Below are 25,095 nucleotides of genomic sequence, written 5' to 3' on the forward strand. Positions count from 1 at the left end.
GCGCCACCGTCATGTGCGGGAACAGCGCATAGGACTGGAACATCATGTTGATCGGGCGCTCGTACGGCGGCATGTCGGTGATGTCGACGCCGTCGAGGAAAATGCGCCCCTCCGTGGGCCGTTCGAAGCCCGCCAGCATCCGCAGCAGGGTGGACTTGCCCGATCCCGAGCCGCCGAGCAGGGCGAAGATCTCGCCCTTCTTGATTTCCAGGGACACGTCGTCCACGGCAACCGTCTCGTCGAACTTTTTCGTGACCCGGTCGATTTTGACCAGCACCTGTTTCGGTGTCTGGTCGCCCTCGAGGGCTTTCTTGTAGGCGCCGGAGGCAACTGCCATTTACGAAACTCCCAACAGAATGTGCAGTTCGCCCACGCAAGACGAACGCTGGATAGTTTGATCCTTGAAGTTATTTGCCCGACTTGACCGTGGTCCAGCTGCGGGTCATCAAACGCTGAATCTTGGGCGGCAATTCCTTCGACACGTAGAGCTTGTCGAGGATGGCCTGCGGCGGGTAGACCGCCTCATCGGTGCGGATGGACTGCTCCATCAGCTTGTCCGACCCCGGGTTGGGGTTGGCGTAACCGACGTAGTCGCTGACCTGGGCGATCACCTCAGGCTTGAGCAGGTAGTTGATGAAGGCATGGGCCTCTTTCACGTTGGCCGAATCCTTGGGGATCGCCAGCATGTCGAACCACAGCGCGCCGCCCTCTTTGGGGATCGCGTAGGCGATGTTCACGCCCTTCTTGGCCTCTTCGGCGCGGTGCTTGGCCTGGAAGATGTCGCCGGAGAAGCCGACCGCCACGCAGATGTCGCCGTTGGCCAGGTCGGTGATGTATTTGGAGGAGTGGAAGTAGGTCACGTACGGACGCACCGCCAGCAGCTTCTCGGTGGCTTTCTTGTAGTCGGCCTCGCTGGTGCTGTTGGCGTCCAGGCCCAGGTAGTTGAGCACGGTCGGCATCATTTCGTCCGCCGAGTCGAGGAACGCCACGCCGCAGCTCTGCAGCTTCTTGATGTTCTCAGGCTCGAACAGCACGCCCCAGGAATCGATCTTGTCGACGCCCAGCACGGCCTTGACCTTGTCGACGTTGTAGCCGATGCCGTTGGTGCCCCACAGGTACGGCACGGCGTACTGGTTGCCCGGATCGTTCTGCTCCAGGCGCTTGAGCAGCGCCGGGTCGAGGTTGCCGTAGTTGCCCAGTTGCGCCTTGTCGAGCTTCTGGAACGCCCCGGCCTTGATCTGCTTGCCCAGGAAGTGGTTCGACGGCACGACCACGTCGTAGCCGGTGCGTCCGGCCAGCAGCTTGCCTTCCAGGGTTTCGTTGGAGTCGAAGACGTCGTAGACCGGCTTGATCCCGGTGGCCTTCTGGAAGTCCGCCAGGGTGGTCTCGCCGATGTAGTCCGACCAGTTATAAATATGCACCGTGCCGGCGGCCTGGGCTCCGACAGCGAAGGTCAGGCCGGCTGCGGCCAGCAGGGCATTGCGCAACGAAGAAAAAATAGGCAAGTGAAGGTCCTCTAAAATCAGTTGGGCCCAAGTTGCCCCGCATTGCATGACAGCCATGGCTGCCCGGCAACAAAACCGGCGCGCAACTTACCCTCGAAAAACCGTTCAAGCAAAACTTTCAGTCATTTAATTGCGCCGCTGGCCGCCCTCGCGGGGACGACGGCCAGCGGTCGCTGCCTCAAACCGGCTTATTTGCCGGACTTGATCTTGGTCCAGCTGCGGGTCAGCTCACGCTGGGTCGCGGCCGGCAGGTCGGCGATCGCATACAGCTTGGCCTGCACGTCCGCCGGCGGGTAGATGCCCGGATCGCTGGTGATGTCCTTCTCCACCAGCGGCGTGGCGGCGGCGTTGCCGTTCGGGAAGCGCACGGCGTTGGTGATGCCGGCCATGACTTCAGGCTTCTGCAGGAAGGTCATGAACTTGTAGGCGCCGTCGACGTTCTCGGCATCCTTCGGAATGGCGACCATGTCGAAGAAGCTGCCCGCGCCTTCCTTCGGAATGGCGTAGCTGACTTTCACCTTGTCGCCGGCTTCGGCGGCGCGGGACTTGGCCTGCTGCACGTCGCCCGAGTAGCCGACCGCTACGCAGATGTTGCCGTTGGCCAGGTCCGAGATGTACTTGGAGGAGTGGAAGTAGGTGATCGAAGGACGGATCTTGAGGAACAGCTCTTCGGCCTTCTTGATGTCGTCTTTCTTCTGGCTGTCGGTCGGCAGGCCCAGGTAGTGCAGCGCGACCGGGATCATTTCGGTCGGCGAATCGAGGAAGCTCACGCCGCAGCCCTTGAGCTTGGCGATGTTCTCAGGCTTGAGCAGCACGTCCCAGGAATCGATCTTGTCGGTGCCCAGCGCCGCCTTGACCTTCTCCGGGTTGTAGCCGATGCCGATCGAGCCCCACATGTACGGGAAGGCGTGCTTGTTGCCCGGGTCGCTGACCGACACGGCCTTGAGCAGATCCTGGTTCAGGTTCTTCCAGTTCGGCAGCTTGGAGGTGTCCAGCTCCTGGTAGACGCCGGCCTTGATCTGCTTGGCCAGGAAGTTGTTCGACGGCACGACCACGTCGTAGCCGGACTTGCCCGCCAGCAGCTTGGCTTCCAGGGTCTCGTTGCTGTCGAACACGTCGTAGACGACCTTGATCCCCGACTCCTTCTCGAAGTTGGCGATGGTGTCCGGCGCGATGTAGTCAGACCAGTTGTAGACGTGCAGCACCTTGTCGTCCGCGTGGACCGCACCCGCCATCATGCCCGCCACGGACAGGGCGAGCAGTGTCTTGCCAGCAAGCTTTTTACCTAATGCCTTCATGCGTCATGCTCCAAATTTTTCTTTTTTGAACCACTTTGTTCAGCGGCCGAACCCCGACAACCGGAACCGCGGCTAGTCTGGCAAGATCCGGGCCGGTCTTTCAAGGAAAGACCGGCCTTTCTGACAGCTCCGTGCGCGCATGCCGGCGGCACCCACGCAAAGAGCCTAGCACTTAGCCCTGCAACGCACTCAGGGTCAGGTCCAGGCACTTGCGCGCCTTGGTCACCAACTCGTCGATTTCCGCCTTGCTGATCACCAGCGGCGGGGCAATGATCATGGTGTCGCCCACGGCGCGCATGATCAGCCCGTTGTCGAAGCAGAACTGGCGGCAGATCATGCCCACGCCCTTGCCTTCGTAGCGCTTGCGGGTGGCCTTGTCCTGCACCAGCTCGATGGCCCCCAGCAGGCCGACCCCGCGCACTTCCCCCACCAGCGGGTGATCGTTGAGTTCGCGCAGACGCTTCTGCAAATACGGTGCCGTTTCCTCGTGGGCGCGCTCGATGATCTTCTCTTCACGCAGGATGCGGATGTTCTCCAGCCCCACCGCCGCCGCCACCGGGTGGCCGGAGTAGGTGAAGCCGTGGTTGAAGTCGCCGCCCTCGTTGAGCACCGCCACCACTTCGTCGCGCACGATCAGGCCGCCCATCGGGATGTAGCCGGACGTCAGGCCTTTGGCGATGGTCATCATGTGCGGCTTGAGGCCGTAGAAATCGCTGCCGAACCACTGGCCGGTACGGCCGAAGCCGCAGATCACTTCGTCCGCCACGAACAGGATGTCGTACTTGGCGAGGATCTCCTTGATGCGCGGCCAGTAGGTGTCCGGCGGAATGATCACGCCGCCCGCGCCCTGGATCGGTTCGGCGATGAACGCGCCGACGTTGTCCACGCCGATTTCGAGGATCTTCTCTTCCAGCTGGTTGGCCGCCCAGATCCCGAACTCTTCCGGGGTCATGTCGCCGCCTTCGGCGAACCAGTACGGCTGGGCGATGTGGACGATGCCCGGAATCGGCAGGTCGCCCTGCTCGTGCATGTAGGTCATGCCGCCCAGGCTCGCGCCGGCCACGGTGGAGCCGTGGTAGCCGTTCTTGCGGCTGATGATGACTTTCTTGTTCGGCTGGCCCTTGATCGCCCAGTAGTGGCGGACCATGCGCAGCATGGTGTCGTTGCCTTCGGAGCCGGAGCCGGTGAAGAACACGTGGTTCATGCCCTCGGGCGCCACGTCGGCGATGGCCTTGGCCAGTTCCAGCGCCGGCGGGTGGGCGGTCTGGAAGAACAGGTTGTAGTACGGCAGCTCGCGCATCTGTTTCGCGGCGGCGTCCGCCAGTTCGTCGCGGCCGTAGCCGATGGCCACGCACCACAGGCCGGCCATGCCGTCGAGGATCTTGTTGCCCTCGCTGTCCCACAGGTACACGCCCTTGGCATTGGTGATGATCCGCGGGCCCTTCTCCTTCAGCTGCTTGAAGTCGCTGAACGGAGCCAGGTGATGCTCGCTGCTCAAGGTTTGCCACTCACGGGTTTGCGGGTTGTTGCTGGTCATGCCAATTCTCCTTGTTATCGGTGAAGGCGCGGCGTGCGACGGCCGCGCCGGGCGCGTCAGACGGCGAACAGCAGGTATTCGCGCTCCCACGAACTGATCACGCGCTTGAAGTTTTCATGCTCGGCCCGCTTGACCGCGACGTAGCCGGTGATGAAGTTCTTGCCCAGGTATTTCTCGATGGTGGCGCTCTTCTCCATGCGCTCCAGGGCGTCCTCGATGGTCAGCGGCAGGCGCAGGTTGCGGCGCTCGTAGCCGCGGCCCACCACCGGCGCGCTCGGGTTGAGGCCCTCGACCATGCCGATGTAGCCGCACAGCAGGCTCGCGGCGATGGCCAGGTACGGGTTGGCGTCGGCGCCCGGCAGGCGGTTCTCGACGCGGCGGTTCTGCGGGCCGGCGTCCGGCACGCGCAGGCCCACGGTGCGGTTCTCCTCGCCCCACTCCACGTTCACCGGCGCCGAGGTGTCCGGCAGGAAGCGGCGGAACGAGTTGACGTTCGGCGCGAACAGCGGCAACAGCTCGGGGATCAGCTTCTGCAGGCCGCCGATGTGGTGCAGGAACAGCTGGCTCATGGTGCCGTCGTCGTTGGAGAAAATGTTCTTGCCGGTCTCGATGTCAATGATGCTCTGGTGCAGGTGCATCGCGCTGCCGGGCTCGCCGGTCATCGGCTTGGCCATGAAGGTGGCCGCCACGTCGTGCTTGAGCGCGGCTTCGCGCATGGTGCGCTTGAACACCAGGATCTGGTCGGCCAGGGACAGCGCGTCGCCGTGACGGAAGTTGATCTCCATCTGCGCGGTGCCGTCCTCGTGGATCAGCGTGTCCAGGTCCAGCTCCTGCAGCTCGCACCAGTCGTAGACGTCTTCGAACAGCGGATCGAATTCGTTCGCCGCCTCGATGGAGAACGACTGGCGGCCGATCTCAGGGCGCCCGGAGCGGCCGACCGGCGGCTGCAGCGGGTAGTCGGGGTCGTCGCTGCGCTTGGTCAGGTAGAACTCCATCTCCGGCGCCACGATCGGCTGCCAGCCCTTGTCGGCATAGAGTTTCAGGACCTTCTTGAGCACGTTGCGCGGCGACAGCTCGATGGGGTTGCCCTGCTTGTCGTAGGTGTCGTGGATCACCTGGGCGGTCGGCTCGATGGCCCACGGCACCAGGTACACCGCGCTCTGGTCGGGACGGCAGACCATGTCGATGTCCGCCGGGTCGAGCAGTTCGTAATAGATGTCGTCTTCGACGTAGTCGCCGGTCACGGTCTGCAGCAGCACGCTCTCCGGCAGGCGCATGCCCTTTTCGGCGATGAATTTGTTGGTTGGCGAGATCTTGCCCCGGGTGATGCCGGTCAAGTCGCTGATCATGCATTCGACTTCTGTGATCTTGTGGTCTTTCAACCAATCGGTGAGCTGGTCGAGGTTGGTGCTCATAAGTGCCTCTGGGCTGTCGCCTGACGCGTGTCAGGCCATGTTTGACGCACGGGGCGTCGCGTTAAAGGGGGCTTGCGTGCGCGCAGTGCCGGCTTACGCCCGGCACCGCGCATCGACAATGAAGGAGGAGCTTACCTGCCCTTTACGCTGGCGTTGCATTTCCTGTGCGGATTGCGGGTGTGCAGAATCATGGGCAACCCGCTGGACACGATGCCGGGCGCCGCACAGGCTTGAGGAATGAAAGCGATCTATATTGAAAGGAGAAACGGTAAAGAGGATGCCGTCGCGCACGTCCTGAATACCGGACGCCGAAGCTTTTCCCGCCGGGGACAGGCGTCCCTTCGACAGGCCGCGGGCCTTGCCGGCCGCGCTGCGCACGGACGTGTCGCCACTGATGTGATGAGCATGCAGGCCAGACGGCTGGAAGCCGTCGGTGACGCCGATGATCGGCAGGCGAGACATGAAGCACCCCGGTATTATTGCTGTTATGGGTTTGACCCGAGCTTAGCCTTGTTCATTTTTTTACACAACACCCCCGTAAAAAATACGACACGGCCTGCTCAAGCCCGCGGGTGGCGCGAATCCTGCGGACAGAAAAACGCCCCAAACCGCCCCATAAATGCCCCCACGGCGCTTTTTTAGGGCAAAAAAGGCCTCGCTTGACTTCGGCAGGCCGTTCGGGTTGACTGAAACCCGAAAAGATCAATGATTGATATTTTTAACAAAAAAGGTGTTGCATCATGTCGGTACCCCCGCGTGCCGTTCAGCTCAACGAAGCGAACGCGTTCCTTAAGGAACATCCTGAGGTTCTGTACGTCGACCTTCTGATTGCGGATATGAATGGTGTGGTGCGCGGCAAGCGCATCGAACGCACCAGCCTCCACAAGGTTTACGAGAAAGGCATCAACCTGCCGGCCTCCCTCTTTGCCCTGGACATCAACGGCTCGACGGTGGAAAGCACCGGCCTGGGCCTGGACATCGGCGATGCCGACCGCATCTGCTATCCGATCCCCGATACCCTGTGCAACGAACCCTGGCAGAAGCGCCCGACCGCGCAGCTGCTGATGACCATGCACGAACTCGAAGGCGACCCGTTCTTCGCCGACCCGCGCGAAGTGCTCCGTCAAGTTGTCGCAAAGTTTGACGAACTGGGCCTGACCATCTGCGCCGCGTTCGAGCTGGAGTTCTACCTGATCGACCAGGAGAACGTGAACGGCCGTCCGCAGCCGCCGCGCTCGCCGATCTCCGGCAAACGCCCGCACTCGACCCAGGTCTACCTGATCGACGACCTCGACGAATACGTCGACTGCCTCCAGGACATCCTCGAAGGCGCGAAGGAGCAAGGCATCCCGGCCGACGCCATCGTCAAGGAAAGCGCCCCGGCGCAGTTCGAGGTCAACCTGCACCACGTCGCCGACCCGATCAAGGCATGCGACTACGCGGTGCTGCTCAAGCGCCTGATCAAGAACATCGCCTACGACCATGAAATGGACACCACCTTCATGGCCAAGCCGTACCCGGGCCAAGCGGGCAACGGCCTGCATGTGCACATTTCGGTACTCGACAAGGATGGCAAAAACATTTTTGCCAGCGAGGATCCCGAGCAGAACGCCGCGCTGCGTCACGCGATCGGCGGTGTGCTGGAGACCCTGCCGGCGCAGATGGCCTTCCTCTGCCCGAACGTCAACTCGTACCGCCGCTTCGGCGCGCAGTTCTACGTGCCGAACTCGCCGAGCTGGGGCATCGACAACCGCACCGTGGCCGTGCGAGTGCCGACCGGTTCGCCGGACGCCGTGCGCATCGAGCACCGCGTGGCCGGCGCCGACGCCAACCCGTACCTGCTGATGGCCTCGGTGCTGGCGGGCGTGCATCACGGCCTGACCAACAAGATCGAGCCGCCGGCGCCGACCGAAGGCAACAGCTACGAACAGAACGAACAGAGCCTGCCGAACAACCTGCGCGACGCGCTGCGGGTGCTGGACGACAGCGAAGTCATGGCCCGGTACATCGACCCGATGTACATCGACGTGTTCGTCGCGTGCAAGGAAAGCGAACTGGCCGAGTTCGAGAACTCGATCTCCGACCTTGAGTACAACTGGTACCTGCACACGGTCTGAGTCTCCAGACGCCACCGGCCCCATGTGGGAGCGAGCCTGCTCGCGATTGGCCATCGCCTTCTGCACAGAGGTGACTGACCCGCCGCCATCGCGAGCAGGCTCGCTCCCACAGGGGATCGCATTCGCAAATTCCGGTCGGCGGCGTTCGCCGCCGGTCACCGATTCTTTTGTGTGAGCCACAGCCATGACCATGACCCGCAACGACTGGGAACAGCGTTTCCAGTCCCTGACCCTCGAAGGCCGCGCCTTCATCAACGGCGAGTACCGCCCGGCCATCGGCGGCGCCACGTTCGAATGCCTGAGCCCGGTCGACGGCCGCTTCCTGGCGTCCGTGGCCAGCACCGACGAGGCCGACGCCAACCTTGCCGTCGAAGTCGCCCGTCAGACCTTCAATTCCGGCGTCTGGGCCAACAAAGCCCCGGCCGAACGCAAGCGCATCCTGATCCGTTTCGCCGATCTGATCCTTGAGCACCAGGAAGAACTGGCGCTGCTGGAAACCCTCGACATGGGCAAGCCGATCAGCGACTCGATGAGCATCGACGTGCCGGCGACCGCCAACGCGATCCGCTGGAGCGCCGAGGCCATCGACAAGATCTACGACGAAGTCGCCGCCACGCCCCACGACCAACTGGGCCTGGTGACCCGCGAGCCGTCCGGCGTGGTCGCGGCCATCGTGCCGTGGAACTTCCCGCTGATCATGGCCAGCTGGAAGTTCGCCCCGGCCCTGGCCGCCGGCAACTCGTTCATCCTCAAGCCTTCGGAGAAGTCCCCGCTGACCGCGATCCGCATCGCGCAATTGGCCTTGGACGCCGGCATTCCCAAAGGCGTGTTCAACGTCCTGCCGGGCTTCGGCCACACCGTCGGCAAGGCGCTGGCGCTGCACATGGACGTCGACGTGCTGGCCTTCACCGGCTCCACGGCCATCGCCAAGCAACTGATGATCTACGCCGGCCAAAGCAACATGAAACGCGTGTGGCTCGAAGCCGGCGGCAAGAGCCCCAACGTGGTGTTCGCCGATGCGCCGGACCTGCGCGCGGCCGCACAAGCGGCGGCGGGCGCCATTGCGTTCAACCAAGGCGAAGTCTGCACCGCCGGCTCGCGCCTGCTGGTGGAGCGTTCGATCCGCGAGCAATTCATCCCGCTGCTGGTGGAAGCGCTGCAGGCGTGGAAACCCGGCCATGCCCTCGACCCGGCCACCACCGTCGGCGCGGTGGTCGATCAGCGGCAGCTGGACAATGTCCTGCGCTACATCGGCATCGGCCGGGAGCAGGGCGCCGAACTGATCGCCGGCGGCCAGCGCACCCTCGAAGAGACGGGTGGCCTGTACGTGCAGCCGGCGATCTTCGACGGCGTGACCAACGCCATGACCATCGCCCGCGAAGAGATCTTCGGGCCGGTGCTGTCGCTGATCACCTTCGACACCGTCGAAGAGGCGCTGCAGATCGCCAACGACAGCATCTTCGGCCTCGCCGCCGGGGTCTGGACCAGCAACCTGAGCAAGGCCCACACCTTCGCCCGCGGCCTGCGCGCCGGCAGCGTGTGGGTCAACCAGTACGACGGCGGCGACATGACCGCGCCGTTCGGCGGCTTCAAGCAGTCGGGCAACGGCCGCGACAAGTCGCTGCACGCCTTCGACAAGTACACCGAGCTGAAAGCGACCTGGATCAAGCTCTGACCTATTTTGCAGCGGCGGCCGCCGGCACGTGCCGGCGGCCCTCGGAGAACAAGAAAATGAAACAGCAACACGTCAACAGCTACTACGCGGCCACCCGCAACGAAACCATCGACTTCCCGACCCTGGAAGACGCGGTGGACTGCGATGTCTGCATCATCGGCGCCGGCTACACCGGCCTGTCCTCGGCGCTGTTCCTGACCGAGGCCGGCTACAAGGTGACGGTGCTGGAAGCGGCGAAAGTCGGCTACGGCGCCAGCGGCCGCAACGGCGGGCAACTGGTCAACTCCTACAGCCGCGACGTCGATGTGATCGAAGCGCGCTACGGCGACAAGACCGCCGAGATCCTGGGCAGCATGATCTTCGAAGGCGCCGACATCATCCGTTCGCGCATCAAGCAATACGACATCCAATGCGACTACCGCCCCGGCGGCATCTTCGCGGCCATGAACAAGAAGCAGCTCAAGGGCCTCGCCGAACAGAAGCGCAGCTGGGAACGCTACGGCAACCGCAACCTGAAACTGCTGGACGCGGCGGACATCCGTCGTGAGGTCGGCTCCGACGCCTACGTCGGCGGCCTGCTGGACATGCAGGGCGGCCACATCCATCCGCTGAACCTGGCCCTCGGCGAAGCCGCGGCCATCGTGCGCCTGGGCGGCAAGATCTACGAGCAGTCCGCCGCCGTGGAAATCAAGTACGGCGAGCCCAATGTCGTGCGCACCGCCAAAGGCCAGGTGCGCGCCAAATACCTGCTGATCGCCGGCAACGCCTACCTGCCGCAGGGCCTGGACAACCGCGTGACGGCCAAGAGCATGCCGTGCGGCTCGCAGATCTGCGTCACCGAACCGTTGACCGAAAAGCAGGCCCGCAGCCTGATCACCAACAACTACTGCGTCGAGGACTGCAACTACCTGCTCGACTACTACCGCCTCACCGCCGACAACCGGCTGCTGTACGGCGGCGGCGTGGTCTACGGCGCCCGCGAGCCGGACGACATCGAAACCCTCATCCGCCCGAAGATCCTCAAGACCTTCCCGCAGCTCAAGGACGTGAAGATCGACTACCGCTGGACCGGCAACTTCCTGCTGACCATGTCGCGCATGCCGCAGTTCGGCCGCATCGAGAAGAACGCCTATTACATGCAGGGCTACAGCGGCCACGGCGTCACGTGCTCGCACCTGGCCGGCAAGCTGATCTCGGAAATGATCCGCGGCGACGCCGAACGCTTCGACGCCTTCGCCTCCCTGCCGCACATGCCGATGTTCGGCGGCCGCACCTTCCAGGCCCCGCTCACCGCCATGGGCGCCGCGTACTACTCGCTGCGCGACCGCTTCGGCATCTAGTTACCTCCCCGGCGGTGGCCCCGCACAGGCGCCGCCGGTTTTTTCTCCTCCCAGACCGCACCACAAAACCTGTGGGAGCTGTGGTGCGACGATTCGACTTGCCAGCGATGAGGCAAGCACAACCAACATCTCTGCCTCCTGACCTACCGCTATCGCCAGCAGGCTGGCTTCCGCAGGGGATCCCAGGTGATTGCGGAACCTGTGTACACACAAAAACCTGTGGGAGCTGCGGTGCGACGATTCGACTTGCCAGCGAAGAGGCCGCCCAAGCCCTCGAAAATCCCGCAAACCAGCGCAAAAACACGCGCCAACACACGACAAAAAGGACTTTTGCACCACCGTCCATCGAACCTGCTGAGCAACACCACCAAACGTGATTTAATAGCCGCCTTTCACGGTTCCGGGACACGGGAGCAACGTGATCCGCGCCCCCGGCGCGTCACCCGCCACCCACCCCCATTGCCCTTAAGTACCTCAACATAAGGCTGTCATGGATACGGGTTCTCGACTCAAACTAGTACGCGAAAGCTACAAACTCTCCCAGCGCGAGCTGGCCCGGCGTAGCGGCGTGACCAATGCCACCATCTCCCTGATCGAACAGAATCGCGTCAGCCCTTCCGTCAGCTCGCTGAAAAAGCTGCTCGAAGGCATACCGATGTCCCTGGCCGACTTCTTCACCTTCGACCAGCCCCCGCGCGAACACCAATACGTCTTCCGCGCCAACGAACAACCCGACCTCGGCCGCCACGGCCTGCGCCTGCTGCTGATCGGCGCCTCCGTCCCCAGCCGCCAGATGCGCCTGCTGCGCGAGCAGTACGCGCCGGGCGCGAGCTCCGGCGAAGAGCCGATCGTGCACGCCGAAGGCGAAGAGTGCGGCTTGGTGACCCGCGGCACCGTGGAACTGACGGTGGACGGGCAGGTGAGCGTGCTGAGCGCGGGGGACGGGTATTACTTCCCGACGACGCTGCCGCATAAGTTCCGGAATATTGGGGCGGATGAGGCGGAGATTATTAGTGCGAATACGCCGGCTAACTTCTGATGTTTAAGGGAGAGTGACAAGCCTGATGCTTGAGTTGCATTCGCCCTTTACCAACACGCGCATCGCCAGCGCGACATTGCTGGAAGCATGGCAGTGGTGTTATGCCGACCTGAAGTCGCCGACCACTCGCGGCAATTTTGCGGAGTACCTGGTCTACCTGGCGCTTTGCTCGGATCGCACCCTTGCAGAACACTACAAGACCCGCAAGGACTGGGACGTGGTGGATCTGACTTACGGCAGGGGTGTTCCGGACTGGTCCCCAGACTTTCAGAACCATTGCCACAGCACTCGCTTTGGCTGGGGGATCGAGGTCAAGTCCACTTCCAGCGGCAGCAAGAACGTAAAGTTCGATCTTGAGCCCCGACAAGGGTATGTGTGGAACAACTACATTTCAAAGCCGTATGGAAAGGCCATCGAGATTTATCGCCGCTGGTCTGATTTTTTTATCCTTGCGCATTTCAAGGACGATGAGCAGGAGACCCAGGACATTCGCGATCTGAACAACTGGGAATTTTTTGTTGTGCCGACCTGGACCATCAAGCAGGACTCCATCCGGTTGAGTTCGCTGAGAAAAAAATATGCGGCGATCCACTTTTCAGAGGTCAAGCCAGAGCTCGATCTACTGATTCAGGGTGATGTCGGTCACTTGAAGCTCTACAAGCTCAAGAATGACATCGCGAAGAAAATGTATTGTTCGGGCAGCATCGAGCTCGCCCAGAAGATGTTTTGCTTGCGGGCAGCCAAGTAAAAAGGTGACGGACTTATTTGTGTAAGACCGGCACCTTCAAATGTTCTAGCCAAGAACGTCAAACCCTCGTTGCTCTATAACTCGAAACACATCACTCACGTCCTGAACCAAAATTCTGGCGATGGTGGTGACGGTGTTGATGTCGTGTTCGGCATGGTCCGGGAGGTGGGCGCAGGCCATGAGATCAAGATACTTGAGGACTGCAATGAGGCGCTCACTGATGCAAGCGTGGAGATCGCGCAGCGGGGCGTCGGCGTTGATGATCAGGACGGGATGGTCAGTGGCGGGGTGGGACATCGAGGTGTAATTGCACAGCGATGACTTACTTGTCATTGGTAAAAATCCTTAGCTCAGAAAATCAATGACCACCCTTCGCTGCGAAACGAATTAGGTGGCAGTTATGCGCGGGTTCGCAGACCGAGGAGCTAAGACCCGGCAGACCCGAAGGTCTCCCACGCACAACCGCCATGAAAATGAAGCACAGGCAATTTGCCGGGCCGCATTGTGCCGGGTGTGGACTTAGCTCGCTAGGGCTGCGAAACCCCATCGTCAAATTCGTTCAGCGACAGACCCACTCTAGGCACCGATCCCCCGAGCCGCAATCAGCCTGTAGGACGCAAACCCACCCTCAGCGGCGAGGGCGCTTGCTCCCATTCGGCGCCGCAGCCTGCGTAAATCAAGGCCTGCGGTGAATCCACGGAAAAGGCTTCGGCAGGGTTTGGTCTGCTTCGCAGTCCGGCGGGAGCAAGCTCCCTCGCCGCGGGCAGTGATTTCCTACGCGGTTTTCAGATTCCGAAATTCAGTGCGGCATTTCGTCTCGGAACTTTCTCCAAAAAACGATGTCAATTTGATGGCGTGTCGCGACGCTCATTCATCGGCTCAAGCCGTGCCAGGCGGGTTCCTGGCCAACCATGGAAGTCTGTGATGAGACTATTACTCGCTATGTTGTTGATGTTCAGCAGCTACACCTTCGCCAGTTGCGGCAACATCGATGACCATGACCAGCGCGCCTACTGCAATGCCAGGGAGAGCGGCAGCAGTTGCGGGAACATCGATGACCACGACCTGCGTGCAGCGTGCAATGCCGAGTTGAGCGGCAGTTCCTGCGGCAACATCGACAACCACGACCAGCGCGCCTACTGCAACGCCAGGCAGAGCGGCAGCAGTTGCGGCAATATCGATGACCACGATCTGCGTGCGCGGTGCAACGCCGAGCAGGGCGGCAGTTCCTGCGGCAACATCGATGACCACGACCAGCGCGCCTATTGCAATGCCACGACGGGCGGCAGCAGTTGCGGCAACATCGACAACCACGATTTGCGCGCACGCTGCGAGGCCATGAAACGCTGAGACAAGAGAAAGGGACATCGTCAGATGTCCCTTTTTCAATGGCGTGCGGAACCTGACGGCGGGGTGCGCCGGCGGAACTCTTCAGCCGCTGCGCCGCAGTTCATCGCCGAAGGTTTCGCCTTGGGGCACCGGGCCGTAGACTGCACCCCATCTGCAACGCTTCGCCCAAGGACGGAACCTCCCATGATCACCATCGGCAGCCGCAACAACGCCCCCTCCGCGCAGCACCCCACCCAGGACATCTATATTTTCAGCCTCGACCTGTCCCGCCCGGGCACGCCGTTCTGTTTCGAGCAGTCCATCGGCGGTGGGCACGCGGCGCAGGGCGGGGCGCGGTGGTTGGCGCTGGACGAACTGGACGACTGGCCCGGCGAGTGGCGCGAGCATCTCAAGAAAGCCGGCTGCCCGTGGGTGGCCGAGTTGATCGATACGCAGCCGATGGCGGATCAGGCTGCCCTGGTTTCGTTGATCCTCCAGCGGTACGCTGAGCCGGCAAAACCGGCGGGGCGGTTGAAGGCCATCGGCAGCTGGCTCAAACGCAACATTCACGTCGGCGGCCGGTACGGCGTCTGAACCGAGGACATCCCATGACTCAAACGCTGGAGCGCGCCATCGCCATCGCCGCCACGGCCCATGCGGGGCAGGTGGACAAGGGCGGGGCGCCGTACATTCTGCATCCTCTGAAAGTCATGTTGCGCATGAGCAGCCTGGAGGAACGCATCGTCGCCGTGCTGCACGACGTGGTCGAGGACTGCGATGTCAGCCTCGACGATCTGCGCAAGGAAGGGTTCAGCGAAACGGTGCTGACGGCCATCGAGTCGGTGACCAAAGTGGCGGGCGAATCCTATGAGGATTTCATTGAGCGGGTGGCCCTGAACCCCATCGGGCGGGCGGTGAAGCTGGCGGACCTGGAAGAGAACAGCGACCTGTCGCGGATCGCCTCGCCGGGTTGGGAGGATCTGGAGCGGATCGAGAAGTACCGGCGGGCGATTGGTCGGTTGCGTTGAAAGGGGCTGCTTTGCAGCCCAGCGGGAGCAAGCTCCCTCGCCACAGTGGGGGTGGTGAGCAAGCTAGCTCGGGGGCGTGCGGTTTGTGACGAGCGAGCTTGCTCGCGCTCGACTGCGCAGCAGTCGCGGTGATGGGTGGTTGAGCCGGGTGCTTGGGTAGTTGGGGGCTGCTTTGCAGCCCAGCGGGAGCAGGCTCCCTCGCCACAGGGAGTTGTGGTGAGCGAGCTTGCTCGGTAGTGCGGTTTGTGGCGAGCGAGCTTGCTCGCGCTCGGCTGCGCAGCAGACGTGAACAGCGGTCAGCGCAGGTGCGCAGCAAACCCCGTGCGTTCCGGCGCCACATCCTCTTTGAGCGTCAACGAAGGAATCTCGTAATCCCCGCCGTTCTGCTGCCGGAACGCAATCGGCCGGGCGCTCCACAGTTCATCCAGCCGTGACCCCAACTCATCGCAGGTGCGGGCAAACCGTGCCTCGTCCATCCGCCCGGTGCGGTACACCACGAACGGCGGCAGCACGTCGAAGCCGGGGTAGTAGAGCACCCCGTGCTGGATCGGGAACAGCAGGTCATCGATCGGCCCGTTGATGCCGCGCGGGCCGTAGTGCGAGTCCCAGCCGCCCGCCGTCACCACCAGCATCGCCCGCTTGCCTTTCAGGTTGCCTTCGCCGTAGCGCTCGCCCCAGCGGCTCTCGGAGTGTTCGCCCACGCCGTAGGCAAAGCCGCAGGCGTAGACCCGTTCGACCCAGCCCTTGAGGATCGCCGGCATCGAGAACCACCACAGCGGGAACTGCAGGATCAGGGTGTCGGCCCACCGCAGTTTTTCCTGCTCGCGAGCGATGTCGGCCGCTTGCGTGCCGTCCCGGTAGGCGCGCTTGGAGTCGCGCGACGGATCGAACGGCGCGCTGCGGTCGCGTTCGGGGCTGTCGTCGCCGTCGATCGCGGCTTTCCAGTTCATCGCGTAGAGGTCGGAGACCTGCACGGTGTGGCCGGCGGCTTCCAGGTGGCGGACGGTGAAGTCCTTGAGGGCGCCGTTGAGCGATTGCGGTTCGGGGTGGGCATAGACCATCAGCACATTCATGGGGAAAAGCTCCTTGATTGGGTGAAAGCAGGATCGGCATCCAGCCGGTATAGTGGAAATGAATCTCTGACATATCAGGTATAGCAGTGAATAATTTGAGACGGCTGGATATCAACCTGCTGCTGACCCTCGACGTGCTGCTGTCGGAGCACAACGTCACCCGCGCCGCCGAACGGCTGAACCTGTCGCAGCCCTCGGTGAGCGTGCACCTGGCCAAGCTGCGCGAGATCTTCGGCGACCCGTTGCTGCTGCCCGGGCCACGGGGCATGCGGCCGACGGCAAGGGCCGACGAGCTGCGCGAACCGTTGCGCGAGGCGCTGGAGGCGTTGGAGAGGGCGGTGGCGCCGGCCAGTCCGTTCGAGCCGGCGCAGGCGCACAACACCTGGAAGGTCGCGGCGTCGGACTACGGCGAATCGACCGTGCTGCTGCCGGCGCTGGGCGGCCTGCGTGCCCAGGCGCCGGGCACGCGGTTGGCGGTGCTGGACCTGTCGCCGCAGCACCTGGTCAAGCAGGCGGAGCAGGGCGTGATCGACCTGGCGCTGCACACCAGCGAAGACGCGCCGCTGGAGCTGCACCGCCGGGCGCTGTTCACCGAGCGCTACGTGCTGGCCGGCCGCGTCGGCCACCCTGGCTTGCAGGGCGAACTGACCCGCGAGCGCTTCTGCGCGCTGGAGCACGTGCTGGTGTCGCCGGAGGGCGGGGGCTTTTTCGGGGTGACGGACAAGGCGTTGGCGGAGGCGGGGCTGTCGAGAAGGGTGGTGCTGTCGGTGCCGCACTTCCTGTTGCTCAAATCGGTGCTGGCGAGCACCGATCTGGTAGCGATGCTGCCGTCGCGGTTGGTCCGCGACCGCTCAACCCTGCAAGCGGTCGAGCCGCCGCTGGCGGTGCCGGGCTACGAGATGGCGATGCTCTGGGCCGAGCGCTCGCACCGCGATCCGGCGCACAAGTGGTTGCGCGAGCACCTGGCGGCGTCCGTCTGAATCATGCGTGGCCGAGGGCGATGGCGAACGACACGACGATCATGCAGGCGAAAGCGAAATTGAGGTTCATGGCGGGCTAATCCTAAGCGTTTTTTGACGGCGCCATTGTGCCTAGGGCCGCGCAAAAGAAAAAATTCGAATGCGTGATTCCAATGATCGAAGTGATTGATAACGCGGTTTGTTTTTGCCGGCTGATTTGTTTAGTCTCACAAAACCTGCAACGACAAGCATAAACAGGCAAAACCATGCACGACCATTCCGCCGCCGAACTCCCGTCCCTGCGCCGCCAGAAAATCCTCTTGATCCTCGAACGCGACGGCAAGGTCATGGCTTCCGAGCTCAGCCAGCACTTTGCGGTGTCCGAAGACACCATCCGCCGCGACCTCGCCGAACTCGACAGCGCCGGGCTGGTGCAGCGTGTGCACGGTGGGGCGCTGCCCCGGCCCAAGGACACCGGCAAGGATTTCCTCACCCGCCTGGACGAGATCGACGAGGTGAAGATCCGGCTGGCCAAATACGCCGCGCAGAAGGTGCGCAACGGGCAAATCGTCATGTTCGATTCCGGCTCGACCACCCTGCAGGTGGCGCGTTCGCTGCCAGCGGACATCTGCATCACCGCCGTGACCGCTGCGCCGATGACGGCGGTCGCGCTGTCCGAATACCAAGGGGTGAAGGTGATTCTGGCGGGCGGGCAGCTCAATCCGAAGACCTTGTCCGCCGGCGGTCAGGAGGCGTTGCGCCTGATCGGTTCGATCAAGGCGGACCTGGCGTTCACCGGGGTGTGTGCGATTCATCCGCAGGTGGGGATCACCTCGCTGCACTTTGATGAGGTGCCGGTGAAGCAGGCGTTGCTCGACAGCGCGGCGCAGGTGATCGCCGTGACCACGGCGGACAAGCTCGGTGCGGTGGAGCCGTTCGTGGTGGCGCCCTGCGAGCGGTTGCACACGTTGATCACCGAGCGCCATGTGGCGTCGGGCAGCGTGGAGGATTACCGGCGGCTGGGGATTGCGGTGGAGCAGTTGCCCGACTGAGGTGTTGCGGCGGGGTTGAGGGCCCCATCGCCAGCAGGCTGGCTCCCACAGTGGATGTGCGGCGAACACAAGACCTGTGGGAGCCAGCCTGCTGGCGATTGGGCCTAAATGGTCAGCGCAGTTTTTCCAGCATCTGGTAGTACCACATCCCCGCCGCCAGCATCGGATTGCCCAACAGATCCCCCATCGGCACGCGAATGTGCGAGCAGGCGGCGAACGTGTCGAACTGCGCCATCTGCCCGGTGATCGCCCGGCCCATGATCTCGCCCATGATGTGCGTCGTCGCGATGCCGTGGCCGGAGTAGCCCTGGCAATACCAGACGTTGTCCGAGAGCTTGCCCAACTGCGGGATGCGGTTGATGACGATGCCCATCGCGCAGCTCCACTGGTAGTCGATCCTCACGCCCTTGAGCGCGGGGAAGGTCTGTTCGATGCACGGGCGCAGTTCGCCGGCGATGTCCCGCGAGTCCTTGCCGCTGTAGTTGGCGCCGCCGCCGAACAGCAGGCGGCCGTCGGCGGTGAGGCGGTAGTAGTCGAGGACGAAACGGCAGTCGTACACCGCCAGGTCCTCGGGGTTGATCTGCCGGGCCAGGTCGCCCAGGGGTTCGGTGGTGACGATGCCGCCCATGGCCGGGAAGATCTTGCCCTTGAGCTGGCCCGGTTCGAGCTTGTGGTAGACGTCGCCGGCCAGCAGCACTTGGCTGGCGTCGATCTGGCCGTGGGCGGTCCTGACGCCGGGCCTGTCGCCGTGGAGGATTTCCAGCACTTCGCTGTTCTCGAAGATCAGCGCGCCCAGGCTTTCGGCGGCCCGCGCCTCGCCGATGCACAGGTTGAGCGGGTGCAGGTGCAGGTTGCGGGTGTTCTTGATGGCGCCGTGGTAGAGGTCGCTTTGCAGCAGGTCGCGCACCTGACTGCGGTCGAGCAGGCTGACCTCGTCGCCCATGCCCCGGCGCACGGCCTCTTCGTAGTCGCTGCGCAGGCCGTCCAGGTGGGCCGGCTTGTAGGCGGCGTGCAGGTGGCCGTGCTTGAGGTCGCAGGCGATGGCGTATTTCTCCACCCGGTTCTTGATGATCTCGTGCCCGCGCCAGCGCAGGTGCCAGATGAAATCGTCCACGTCGTCGCCCAGGGTGCGGCGCATCTGTTTGCGCATCGCGCCGTCGCCGGAGAGGCTGCCGGTGACCTGGCCGCCGTTGCGCCCGGTGGCGCCCCAGCCGATCTTGTGGCTTTCGACGATGGCGACTTTCAGGCCCTTTTCGGCCAGTTCCACGGCGGTGGCGACGCCTGTGAAGCCGCCGCCGATGATGACCACGTCGACGCTGTGTCGCCCCTGCAAAGTGGGGTAGTCGGTGTCGCGGTCGAGGGTGGCGGTGTAGTAGGAGTTGCAGCGTTCGGTCATGTCAGTGTCCACACGGAATTCAAGTCGGTTGCAGCCCTGTGGGAGCGTGGGCGCCCACAGGGGGGATTCGGCAGCGGGGATCAGGCCTCGGTCAGGTACCAGCGCCAATCCTGCTCACCCACCTCCGCCATGAACTGCCGGTACTCGGCGCGCTTCACCGCCAGGTACACCCCGAGGAAATCCTGCCCCAGCGCGTCCCGTGCCCAGGCCGAATTCTCCAGGGCGGTGAGCGAGGTCAGCCAGTCGGTCGGCAGCAGCTCTTTGGCCTGGGCATAGCCGTTGCCCTGCACCGGTTCGCCCGGGTCGAGGTTGTCCTTGATGCCGCGGTGGATGCCGGCGAGGATCGCCGCGGCCGCCAGATAAGGGTTGGCGTCGGCGCCGCAGATGCGGTGCTCGACATGCCGGGTAGGGGCCGGCCCGCCCGGCACGCGCAGGCTGACGGTGCGGTTGTCCACGCCCCAGGTTGGCGCCAGCGGCGCGTAGCTGTTGGCCTGGAAGCGCCGGTAGGAGTTGGCGTTGGGGCAGAACAGCAGCAGCGAATCGAGCAGCGACGCGAGCATGCCGCCGATGGCCGTGCGCAGCAGCGGCGTGCCGGCGGGATCCTCCGAGGCGAACAGGTTGCGTCCCTGGGCGTCCGCCAGGCTGACGTGCATGTGCATGCCGGTGCCGGCCAGGTGGTCGAACGGCTTGGCCATGAAGGTCGCCTGCATGCCGTGCTTGTGCGCCACGGCCTTGACCAGCCGCTTGTAGCGCACGGCTTGGTCCATCGCCTCCAGCGCGTCGCCGTGTTCGAGGGTGATTTCCACCTGACCCGGCGCGTATTCCGAGATCGCCGTGCGGGCCGGAATGCCGTGCAGTTTGCAGGCGCTGTACAGGTCGGCGAGGAACGGCTCGATCTGCTCCAGCTCGCGCAGGCCGTACACCTGCGTGTGCCGCGGTCGGCCGCCGTCGGCGTCCAGCGCCGGTTGCGGCCGGCCGTTGCCGTCGCGCCGGGCGTCGAGCAGGTAGAACTCCAGCTCGCACGCCATCACCGGGTGGAAGCCCTCGGCCTTCAAGCGCTCGATGACCTTGATCAGCAGGTGGCGCGGGTCGGCGATGCTGGCCGGCATGCCTTGCTGCGGGTGCATGCTGACCTGCACGGCGGCGGTCGGGATCTGCCGCCACGGCAGGCGCACCAGGCTGCCTTGCAGCGGGTAGGCGCGGCAGTCGATGTCGCCGACGTCCCACACCAGGCCTGAGTTTTCCACGTCCTCGCCATGGACGGTCAGGCCGAGGATGGTGCTGGGCAGGGGGCGGCCGCTTTCGTACACGGCGAGCAGTTCTTCGCGGTGCAGCAGCTTGCCGCGCGGCACGCCGTTGGCGTCGAGGATGAACAGCTCGAACATGTCGATGTCGGGGTTCTGCTCCAGAAAGGTACGGGCGTCTTCAATGGCTGCGAATTTCATGTCAATCACTCACGGTGGCGCCGCACGGGCGCGCAGGTTCGGGCCGGACGCGGCAACGGGCCAAGGCCAGGACGTTCCGGCAGGGATATCGGATGGAAGGGGGGGGCTGTCGCGGTCCGGACGGACGCGATCAGACGGACAGGGCGATATCCGGCGGGCGTGCGGAGTGACGCAGCTTGGAGCGGCTCAGGGCCATGGGGAGATTGACGATGCGGTTCATGCGCACCCCCGGTGAGGGAGGGCGCACGCAGAAGAGACGTTCAACGTTTGTCGTTGTTGGGGTGACGTGCTCATGACGCGTGTTTCCGTTGGCGGAAAACGTCGGCGGCGGGAGTGCCCCGCCAGGCCGGTGTGGCTGGATAGTAAGGGGGAATCCGCGCACAAGTAAACGCCTGATTCCGGCACGTCTGTCGCCGGCGCCGGCTCAGCGCAGCAGCGAGACCCCCAGCCCGGCGAGTGCGCAAACGATCAACACCTCGATCACGCCACGCTTGAAAAAGAACAGCGCGCACGCGGCCGCCAGGGCCAGCAGCACCGAAAAGACATCGGGCCGGCCGTCGAACCCCTGGGGCCAGAACACATGCCAGGCGAAGAAGCACGCCAGGTTGAGGATCACCCCGACCACCGCCGCCGTGATCGCCGTCAGCGGCGCGGTGAACCTCAGTTCGTTGTGGGTCGATTCCACCAGCGGACCGCCCGCCAGGATGAACAGGAACGAAGGCAGGAAGGTGAACCAGGTCACCAGCGTGGCCGCCAGCGCTCCGGCGGCGAACGCGTGTTCCGGGCCGAAGGCCGGCTGCACGTAGCCGCCGACGAAACCGACGAACGCCACCACCATGATCAGCGGCCCCGGCGTGGTTTCGCCCAGCGCCAGGCCGTCGATCATCTGCGCGGGCGTCAGCCAGCCGTAATGGCCGACCGCGCCTTGGTACACGTAGGGCAACACTGCATAGGCGCCGCCGAAGGTCAGCAGCGCGGCCTTGGTGAAGAACCAGCCCATCTGCGTGAGCGTGCCGTGCCAGCCGAACAGTGCGGTCAGCACCGCCATCGGCAGGCACCACAGCGCGGCGCCGGCCAACGCCAGGCGCAGCAGCTTCGCCGGGTTGAACCGCGCGTGTTCGGGCGGCGGGGTGTCGTCATCGATCAGCGCCGGACCGTAGGATCTCTCGCCGCTGCGGTGGCCGCCGGCCGTGAACCGATCCGGTGCCCACCGGCCGCCGAAGTAGCCGATCAGCGCGGCGCCGAGCACGATCAGCGGGAAAGGTACGTTGAAGGCGAAGATCGCCACGAAGGCGGCAGCGGCGATCGCCCACAGCCAGGCGTTCTTCAGGGCCCGCGAGCCGATGCGGTGGGCCGCGTGCAGGACGATGGCGGTCACCGCCGGCTTGATCCCGTAAAACACCCCGGCCACCGCCGGCACGTCACCGAAGGCGATGTACACCCACGACAGGCCGATCAGGATGAACAGCGACGGCAGCACGAACAGCGCCCCGGCCACCACGCCGCCCCAGGTGCGGTGCAGCAGCCAGCCGATGTACGTCGCCAACTGCTGGGCCTCGGGGCCGGGCAGCAGCATGCAGTAGTTGAGCGCGTGCAGAAAGCGCTTCTCGGAGATCCAGCGCCGGCGCTCCACCAGCTCCTGATGCATGATCGCGATCTGCCCGGCCGGGCCGCCGAAACCGATGAAGCCCAGCTTGAGCCAGAAGCGCCAGGCCTGACGCAGGCTGACCGGGGCGGGTTTGGGCAGATCCTTTGGGGGCATGGCGCTCACCGGCGGCTCCTGGATGAGGTGTTCGGAGCGCCTATCTAATCAGGCTTTTGTGAAGCGAGGGAGTGCGTGAGCGGGCGCTGTGCTTTTTTCAGCGGGAATGGGAAGGGCATGCATCTGTGGCGAGGGCGCGTGCTCCCGATCTCAGGCATGGGCCAGGCTCCAGCGGAATGCGGCCGACTGGTCGCTTTCCCGGGCCTCGACCCAGTGCGCACCGTCCGGCGTGGTCTCCCGTTTCCAGAACGGCGCGCGGGTCTTGAGCACGTCCATGATGAACGCGCAGGCCTCGAACGCCGCGTGCCGGTGCTTGCTGCTGACGCCGACGAACACGATCGGTTCGGCCGCCGACAGCGCGCCCACCCGGTGCACGATCTCCACCGCCAGCAGCGGCCAGCGCTCGCGGGCCTGCTCGGCGATCTGTTCCAGGGACTTCTCGGTCATGCCCGGATAGTGCTCCAGGAACAGCTCGCTCACCGGCTGGCCGATGTTCAGGTCACGCACGTAGCCGATGAAGTTCACCACCGCGCCCACCCGGGGATTCCTGGCGTGCAGCTCGGCGATCAGTGCGCCGGCGTCGAAGCTTTTGCGTTGGACTCGAACCCCCATGCCTCAACCCCCCGTGACCGGCGGGAAGAACGCGATCTCGTCGAAGTCCTCGATCGCCTGGTCGGTCTGGCACAGCTCCTGGTTCACCGCGCACATCAGGTTGCCGGCGCCGAGCACCTCGCGCCACACGTCGCCGCGGGCCATGAGCATTTGCCGCACGTCCTCGACGCTGGCCAGGGCCTCGCTGGCGGGGATCTTTTCGCCGCCCAGGTTGAGGCGGTCGCGGTAGCTGGCGAAGTAGTTGATCAGGATCATTGCGGGTTCTCCCATTGAAAGTGGCCGGAGCGGCCGCCCTGTTTGCTCAAAAGGCGGATGTCGCCGATGACCATCGCCCGGTCCACCGCCTTGCACATGTCGTAGATCGTCAGGGCGGCGACGCTGGCGGCGGTCAGCGCTTCGAGCTCGACGCCGGTCTGGCCGGTGAGGCGGCAGGTGGCGATGATCTGCACCCGGTCCGGCTCGCAGGCCTTGAGCTCGACGTGAATGGAACTGAGCAGCAGCGCATGGCACAGCGGGATCAGCTCGTGGGTGCGCTTGGCCGCCTGGATCCCGGCGATCCGCGCCACGGCGAACACATCGCCCTTGGGGTGGCCGTTGGCCTGGATCATCCGCAGGGTCTCTGGGCGCATGTGCACCCAGGCCTGGGCGGTGGCTTCGCGGCGGGTCGGTGCCTTGTCGCTGACATCGACCATGTTGGCCCGGCCCTGGTCGTCGAGGTGGGTGAGGGTGTCGCTCATTCGGGTTGCTCCTGGATCGGGCTGTAGATTCTCGGGGCGCTGCGGTGGGGGATGTGGATCAGGTTGAGGCGGTGCCGGCGCGCCCAGCGCACGGTCAGCGCGGTGGGGGCCGAGAGGCTGACCAGCGTGCCGAGGCGGGCGCGCACGGCCTTGTGGATCAGCTCCAGGCTGCAGCGGCTGGTGACCGCGACGAAGCCCTGGCGAGGGTCGAGGCCTGCGAAGCGCATCGCGCCGATCAGCTTGTCGAGGGCGTTGTGGCGGCCGATGTCTTCGCGGCACAGCAACGGCTCGCCGTCGGCGCCGAAGTACAGCGCCGCGTGCAGGGCGCCGCTGCTGCGCGCCAGTGACTGGGCCTGTTCGATGCGCTGGCGGATGCCGTTCAAATGCTCCGCCGGCGGCAGCGGCGCCGGGCTCAGAATGTCCAGTTGCGGCAGCGCCTGCTCCAGCGCCTCGACGCCGCACAGGCCGCAGCCGCTGGTGCCGGCCATCTGCCGACGGTGATCTTTGAGGGCCCAGAACGCGCGGCTGGAGATCTGCACGTCGGCCTGGCAGGCCTGGTCGAACCGGGTCAGGCGGATGTCGTAGATCTCGTCGGGGCTGTCGATGATCGCGTTGCTCAGGCTGAAGCCGCGGATGAAGTCCTCGACGTCGCCCGGCGAGACCATCATCACCGCCTGGTTCAGGCCGTTGTAGGTGATGGCCAGGGCGATTTCCGCAGCCAGGGCGGCCTGGGACAACGGGGCGTCGGGGAGGTATTCGCGGTAGGCCACCGGCGCCGGGGCGTCGGACGAGCTGTCGTTTGCGGTCGGTTCAATCGGGCACACCATCGGAAAAAGCCTCGCAGCGCTGAATGGGGATCAGGCTACGGAGGTCCTCGAAACGCGTCCAATCGCTTGTTCCGATGCGGTGATTGGATTGGTCGATGATGGCGGACAGCAGGTTATTTCAGGATCGTTTTCCTGGGTTTGGACGCTGTGGTGACTGTTCCGGCCTCATCACGGGCAACGGTCTTGATCTTGCCCAGCGGT

The 25,095-nt window shown here is 64.3% G+C and carries 25 protein-coding genes; 10 read left to right on the forward strand and 15 right to left on the reverse strand.

Going from position 1 to position 25,095, the window contains the following annotated elements:
• The 6 genes from ACIP0B_RS01390 to ACIP0B_RS01415 all read right to left on the reverse strand — a co-directional run.
• On the reverse strand, positions 1-337 hold a 337-nt coding region (locus ACIP0B_RS01390), incomplete at its 3' end, for an ATP-binding cassette domain-containing protein (protein ID WP_400829179.1).
• Positions 338-407: 70 nt separating this feature from the next.
• Entirely contained in the window at positions 408-1,505 is a 1,098-nt protein-coding gene (locus tag ACIP0B_RS01395) for a polyamine ABC transporter substrate-binding protein (RefSeq protein ID WP_400829181.1), read from the reverse strand.
• 188 nt (positions 1,506-1,693) lie between these two features.
• Positions 1,694-2,803 (reverse strand): polyamine ABC transporter substrate-binding protein, encoded by a 1,110-nt coding sequence (locus tag ACIP0B_RS01400; protein WP_400829183.1) that lies wholly within the window; start codon positions 2,801-2,803, stop codon positions 1,694-1,696.
• A gap of 172 nt (positions 2,804-2,975) precedes the next feature.
• On the reverse strand, positions 2,976-4,340 hold the full coding sequence (locus tag ACIP0B_RS01405; RefSeq protein ID WP_085581008.1) for an aspartate aminotransferase family protein: 1,365 nt from the start codon (positions 4,338-4,340) through the stop codon (positions 2,976-2,978).
• A 56-nt stretch (positions 4,341-4,396) separates the two neighbouring features.
• Positions 4,397-5,755, reverse strand: coding sequence for a glutamine synthetase family protein (locus ACIP0B_RS01410; protein WP_217894558.1), 1,359 nt, complete (start codon positions 5,753-5,755; stop codon positions 4,397-4,399).
• 93 nt (positions 5,756-5,848) lie between these two features.
• Positions 5,849-6,217: a glutamine amidotransferase gene (locus tag ACIP0B_RS01415; protein ID WP_400829186.1), complete on the reverse strand. Its 369-nt coding sequence runs from the start codon at positions 6,215-6,217 to the stop codon at positions 5,849-5,851.
• Positions 6,218-6,495: 278 nt separating this feature from the next.
• Between ACIP0B_RS01415 and ACIP0B_RS01420 the strand changes: the two genes are divergently transcribed.
• The 5 genes from ACIP0B_RS01420 (at position 6,496) to ACIP0B_RS01440 (ending at position 12,674) form a co-directional block, all read left to right on the forward strand.
• On the forward strand, positions 6,496-7,872 hold the full coding sequence (locus tag ACIP0B_RS01420) for a glutamine synthetase family protein (protein WP_400829188.1): 1,377 nt from the start codon (positions 6,496-6,498) through the stop codon (positions 7,870-7,872).
• Between the two features lie 184 nt (positions 7,873-8,056).
• Positions 8,057-9,547 carry an aldehyde dehydrogenase gene (locus ACIP0B_RS01425; protein WP_400829190.1) on the forward strand — a complete coding sequence of 497 codons (1,491 nt, stop codon included), beginning with the start codon at positions 8,057-8,059 and terminating at the stop codon, positions 9,545-9,547.
• Between the two features lie 56 nt (positions 9,548-9,603).
• The gene (locus ACIP0B_RS01430) at positions 9,604-10,887 is read left to right on the forward strand and encodes an NAD(P)/FAD-dependent oxidoreductase (protein ID WP_400829192.1); all 1,284 of its coding nucleotides are present in this window, start codon (positions 9,604-9,606) and stop codon (positions 10,885-10,887) included.
• 490 nt (positions 10,888-11,377) lie between these two features.
• On the forward strand, positions 11,378-11,926 hold the full coding sequence (locus ACIP0B_RS01435; RefSeq protein WP_011333561.1) for a cupin domain-containing protein: 549 nt from the start codon (positions 11,378-11,380) through the stop codon (positions 11,924-11,926).
• Between the two features lie 25 nt (positions 11,927-11,951).
• Positions 11,952-12,674: a hypothetical protein gene (locus ACIP0B_RS01440; RefSeq protein WP_400829194.1), complete on the forward strand. Its 723-nt coding sequence runs from the start codon at positions 11,952-11,954 to the stop codon at positions 12,672-12,674.
• A gap of 45 nt (positions 12,675-12,719) precedes the next feature.
• On the opposite strand, the gene ACIP0B_RS01445 is transcribed toward ACIP0B_RS01440, so the two are convergent.
• Positions 12,720-13,007: a fructose-bisphosphate aldolase gene (locus ACIP0B_RS01445; protein WP_400829196.1), complete on the reverse strand. Its 288-nt coding sequence runs from the start codon at positions 13,005-13,007 to the stop codon at positions 12,720-12,722.
• A gap of 591 nt (positions 13,008-13,598) precedes the next feature.
• Here ACIP0B_RS01445 and ACIP0B_RS01450 point away from each other — a divergent pair.
• The 3 genes from ACIP0B_RS01450 (at position 13,599) to ACIP0B_RS01460 (ending at position 15,031) form a co-directional block, all read left to right on the forward strand.
• Positions 13,599-14,024 (forward strand): hypothetical protein, encoded by a 426-nt coding sequence (locus tag ACIP0B_RS01450; protein WP_400829198.1) that lies wholly within the window; start codon positions 13,599-13,601, stop codon positions 14,022-14,024.
• Positions 14,025-14,207: 183 nt separating this feature from the next.
• Positions 14,208-14,597 (forward strand): hypothetical protein, encoded by a 390-nt coding sequence (locus ACIP0B_RS01455; RefSeq protein WP_400829200.1) that lies wholly within the window; start codon positions 14,208-14,210, stop codon positions 14,595-14,597.
• Between the two features lie 14 nt (positions 14,598-14,611).
• A complete protein-coding gene (locus ACIP0B_RS01460) occupies positions 14,612-15,031 on the forward strand; it encodes an HD domain-containing protein (RefSeq protein WP_400829202.1) in 420 nt (139 codons plus the stop codon).
• Positions 15,032-15,327: 296 nt separating this feature from the next.
• Here the strand turns inward: ACIP0B_RS01460 and ACIP0B_RS01465 are convergent, their stop codons facing one another.
• Positions 15,328-16,104 (reverse strand): NAD(P)H-dependent oxidoreductase, encoded by a 777-nt coding sequence (locus tag ACIP0B_RS01465; protein WP_400829204.1) that lies wholly within the window; start codon positions 16,102-16,104, stop codon positions 15,328-15,330.
• Positions 16,105-16,190: 86 nt separating this feature from the next.
• On the opposite strand from ACIP0B_RS01465, the gene ACIP0B_RS01470 reads away from it, so the two are divergent.
• Together ACIP0B_RS01470 and ACIP0B_RS01475 are read left to right on the forward strand one after the other, a co-directional pair.
• On the forward strand, positions 16,191-17,084 hold the full coding sequence (locus tag ACIP0B_RS01470; protein ID WP_400829206.1) for a LysR family transcriptional regulator: 894 nt from the start codon (positions 16,191-16,193) through the stop codon (positions 17,082-17,084).
• A gap of 245 nt (positions 17,085-17,329) precedes the next feature.
• Positions 17,330-18,115, forward strand: a complete 786-nt coding sequence (locus ACIP0B_RS01475) for a DeoR/GlpR family DNA-binding transcription regulator (protein WP_400829208.1) — start codon at positions 17,330-17,332, stop codon at positions 18,113-18,115.
• Positions 18,116-18,227: 112 nt separating this feature from the next.
• Here ACIP0B_RS01475 and ACIP0B_RS01480 read toward each other — a convergent pair whose 3' ends face one another.
• From ACIP0B_RS01480 to fdhD, 7 genes are all read right to left on the reverse strand, one after another.
• Entirely contained in the window at positions 18,228-19,511 is a 1,284-nt protein-coding gene (locus ACIP0B_RS01480) for an NAD(P)/FAD-dependent oxidoreductase (protein WP_400829210.1), read from the reverse strand.
• Positions 19,512-19,591: 80 nt separating this feature from the next.
• Complete coding sequence (locus tag ACIP0B_RS01485) at positions 19,592-20,956, reverse strand: glutamine synthetase family protein (protein ID WP_400829211.1); 1,365 nt, start codon at positions 20,954-20,956, stop codon at positions 19,592-19,594.
• 424 nt (positions 20,957-21,380) lie between these two features.
• Positions 21,381-22,718: a chromate efflux transporter gene (gene chrA, locus ACIP0B_RS01490; protein WP_400829351.1), complete on the reverse strand. Its 1,338-nt coding sequence runs from the start codon at positions 22,716-22,718 to the stop codon at positions 21,381-21,383.
• A 150-nt stretch (positions 22,719-22,868) separates the two neighbouring features.
• Positions 22,869-23,330, reverse strand: coding sequence for a molybdopterin synthase catalytic subunit MoaE (gene moaE / locus ACIP0B_RS01495; RefSeq protein ID WP_400829213.1), 462 nt, complete (start codon positions 23,328-23,330; stop codon positions 22,869-22,871).
• A gap of 3 nt (positions 23,331-23,333) precedes the next feature.
• Positions 23,334-23,585 carry a MoaD/ThiS family protein gene (locus ACIP0B_RS01500; protein ID WP_400829215.1) on the reverse strand — a complete coding sequence of 84 codons (252 nt, stop codon included), beginning with the start codon at positions 23,583-23,585 and terminating at the stop codon, positions 23,334-23,336.
• The gene (gene moaC / locus ACIP0B_RS01505; protein ID WP_400829217.1) at positions 23,582-24,067 is read right to left on the reverse strand and encodes a cyclic pyranopterin monophosphate synthase MoaC; all 486 of its coding nucleotides are present in this window, start codon (positions 24,065-24,067) and stop codon (positions 23,582-23,584) included. The genes ACIP0B_RS01500 and moaC overlap by 4 nt, the downstream gene beginning before the upstream one ends.
• Positions 24,064-24,894, reverse strand: a complete 831-nt coding sequence (gene fdhD, locus ACIP0B_RS01510) for a formate dehydrogenase accessory sulfurtransferase FdhD (protein ID WP_400829219.1) — start codon at positions 24,892-24,894, stop codon at positions 24,064-24,066. Before fdhD ends, moaC begins: the two co-directional genes overlap by 4 nt.
• Between the last annotated feature and the right edge of the window lie 201 nt (positions 24,895-25,095).

This window comes from Pseudomonas sp. NPDC089534, from assembly GCF_044749305.1.
Lineage (GTDB): Bacteria > Pseudomonadota > Gammaproteobacteria > Pseudomonadales > Pseudomonadaceae > Aquipseudomonas > Aquipseudomonas ekonensis.

Bases quoted from the DNA above. Each gene is read 5' to 3' on its own strand.
- ACIP0B_RS01400 (WP_400829183.1), bottom strand. From the start codon at position 2,803: ATGAAGGCATTAGGTAAAAAGCTTGCTGGCAAGACACTGCTCGCCCTG.
- ACIP0B_RS01405 (WP_085581008.1), bottom strand. From the start codon at position 4,340: ATGACCAGCAACAACCCGCAAACCCGTGAGTGGCAAACCTTGAGCAGC.
- ACIP0B_RS01410 (WP_217894558.1), bottom strand. From the start codon at position 5,755: ATGAGCACCAACCTCGACCAGCTCACCGATTGGTTGAAAGACCACAAG.
- ACIP0B_RS01415 (WP_400829186.1), bottom strand. From the start codon at position 6,217: ATGTCTCGCCTGCCGATCATCGGCGTCACCGACGGCTTCCAGCCGTCT.
- ACIP0B_RS01420 (WP_400829188.1), top strand. From the start codon at position 6,496: ATGTCGGTACCCCCGCGTGCCGTTCAGCTCAACGAAGCGAACGCGTTC.
- ACIP0B_RS01425 (WP_400829190.1), top strand. From the start codon at position 8,057: ATGACCATGACCCGCAACGACTGGGAACAGCGTTTCCAGTCCCTGACC.
- ACIP0B_RS01430 (WP_400829192.1), top strand. From the start codon at position 9,604: ATGAAACAGCAACACGTCAACAGCTACTACGCGGCCACCCGCAACGAA.
- ACIP0B_RS01435 (WP_011333561.1), top strand. From the start codon at position 11,378: ATGGATACGGGTTCTCGACTCAAACTAGTACGCGAAAGCTACAAACTC.
- ACIP0B_RS01440 (WP_400829194.1), top strand. From the start codon at position 11,952: ATGCTTGAGTTGCATTCGCCCTTTACCAACACGCGCATCGCCAGCGCG.
- ACIP0B_RS01445 (WP_400829196.1), bottom strand. From the start codon at position 13,007: ATGACAAGTAAGTCATCGCTGTGCAATTACACCTCGATGTCCCACCCC.
- ACIP0B_RS01450 (WP_400829198.1), top strand. From the start codon at position 13,599: ATGAGACTATTACTCGCTATGTTGTTGATGTTCAGCAGCTACACCTTC.
- ACIP0B_RS01455 (WP_400829200.1), top strand. From the start codon at position 14,208: ATGATCACCATCGGCAGCCGCAACAACGCCCCCTCCGCGCAGCACCCC.
- ACIP0B_RS01460 (WP_400829202.1), top strand. From the start codon at position 14,612: ATGACTCAAACGCTGGAGCGCGCCATCGCCATCGCCGCCACGGCCCAT.
- ACIP0B_RS01465 (WP_400829204.1), bottom strand. From the start codon at position 16,104: ATGAATGTGCTGATGGTCTATGCCCACCCCGAACCGCAATCGCTCAAC.
- ACIP0B_RS01475 (WP_400829208.1), top strand. From the start codon at position 17,330: ATGCACGACCATTCCGCCGCCGAACTCCCGTCCCTGCGCCGCCAGAAA.
- ACIP0B_RS01480 (WP_400829210.1), bottom strand. From the start codon at position 19,511: ATGACCGAACGCTGCAACTCCTACTACACCGCCACCCTCGACCGCGAC.
- ACIP0B_RS01485 (WP_400829211.1), bottom strand. From the start codon at position 20,956: ATGAAATTCGCAGCCATTGAAGACGCCCGTACCTTTCTGGAGCAGAAC.
- chrA (WP_400829351.1), bottom strand. From the start codon at position 22,718: ATGCCCCCAAAGGATCTGCCCAAACCCGCCCCGGTCAGCCTGCGTCAG.
- moaE (WP_400829213.1), bottom strand. From the start codon at position 23,330: ATGGGGGTTCGAGTCCAACGCAAAAGCTTCGACGCCGGCGCACTGATC.
- ACIP0B_RS01500 (WP_400829215.1), bottom strand. From the start codon at position 23,585: ATGATCCTGATCAACTACTTCGCCAGCTACCGCGACCGCCTCAACCTG.
- moaC (WP_400829217.1), bottom strand. From the start codon at position 24,067: ATGAGCGACACCCTCACCCACCTCGACGACCAGGGCCGGGCCAACATG.
- fdhD (WP_400829219.1), bottom strand. From the start codon at position 24,894: ATGGTGTGCCCGATTGAACCGACCGCAAACGACAGCTCGTCCGACGCC.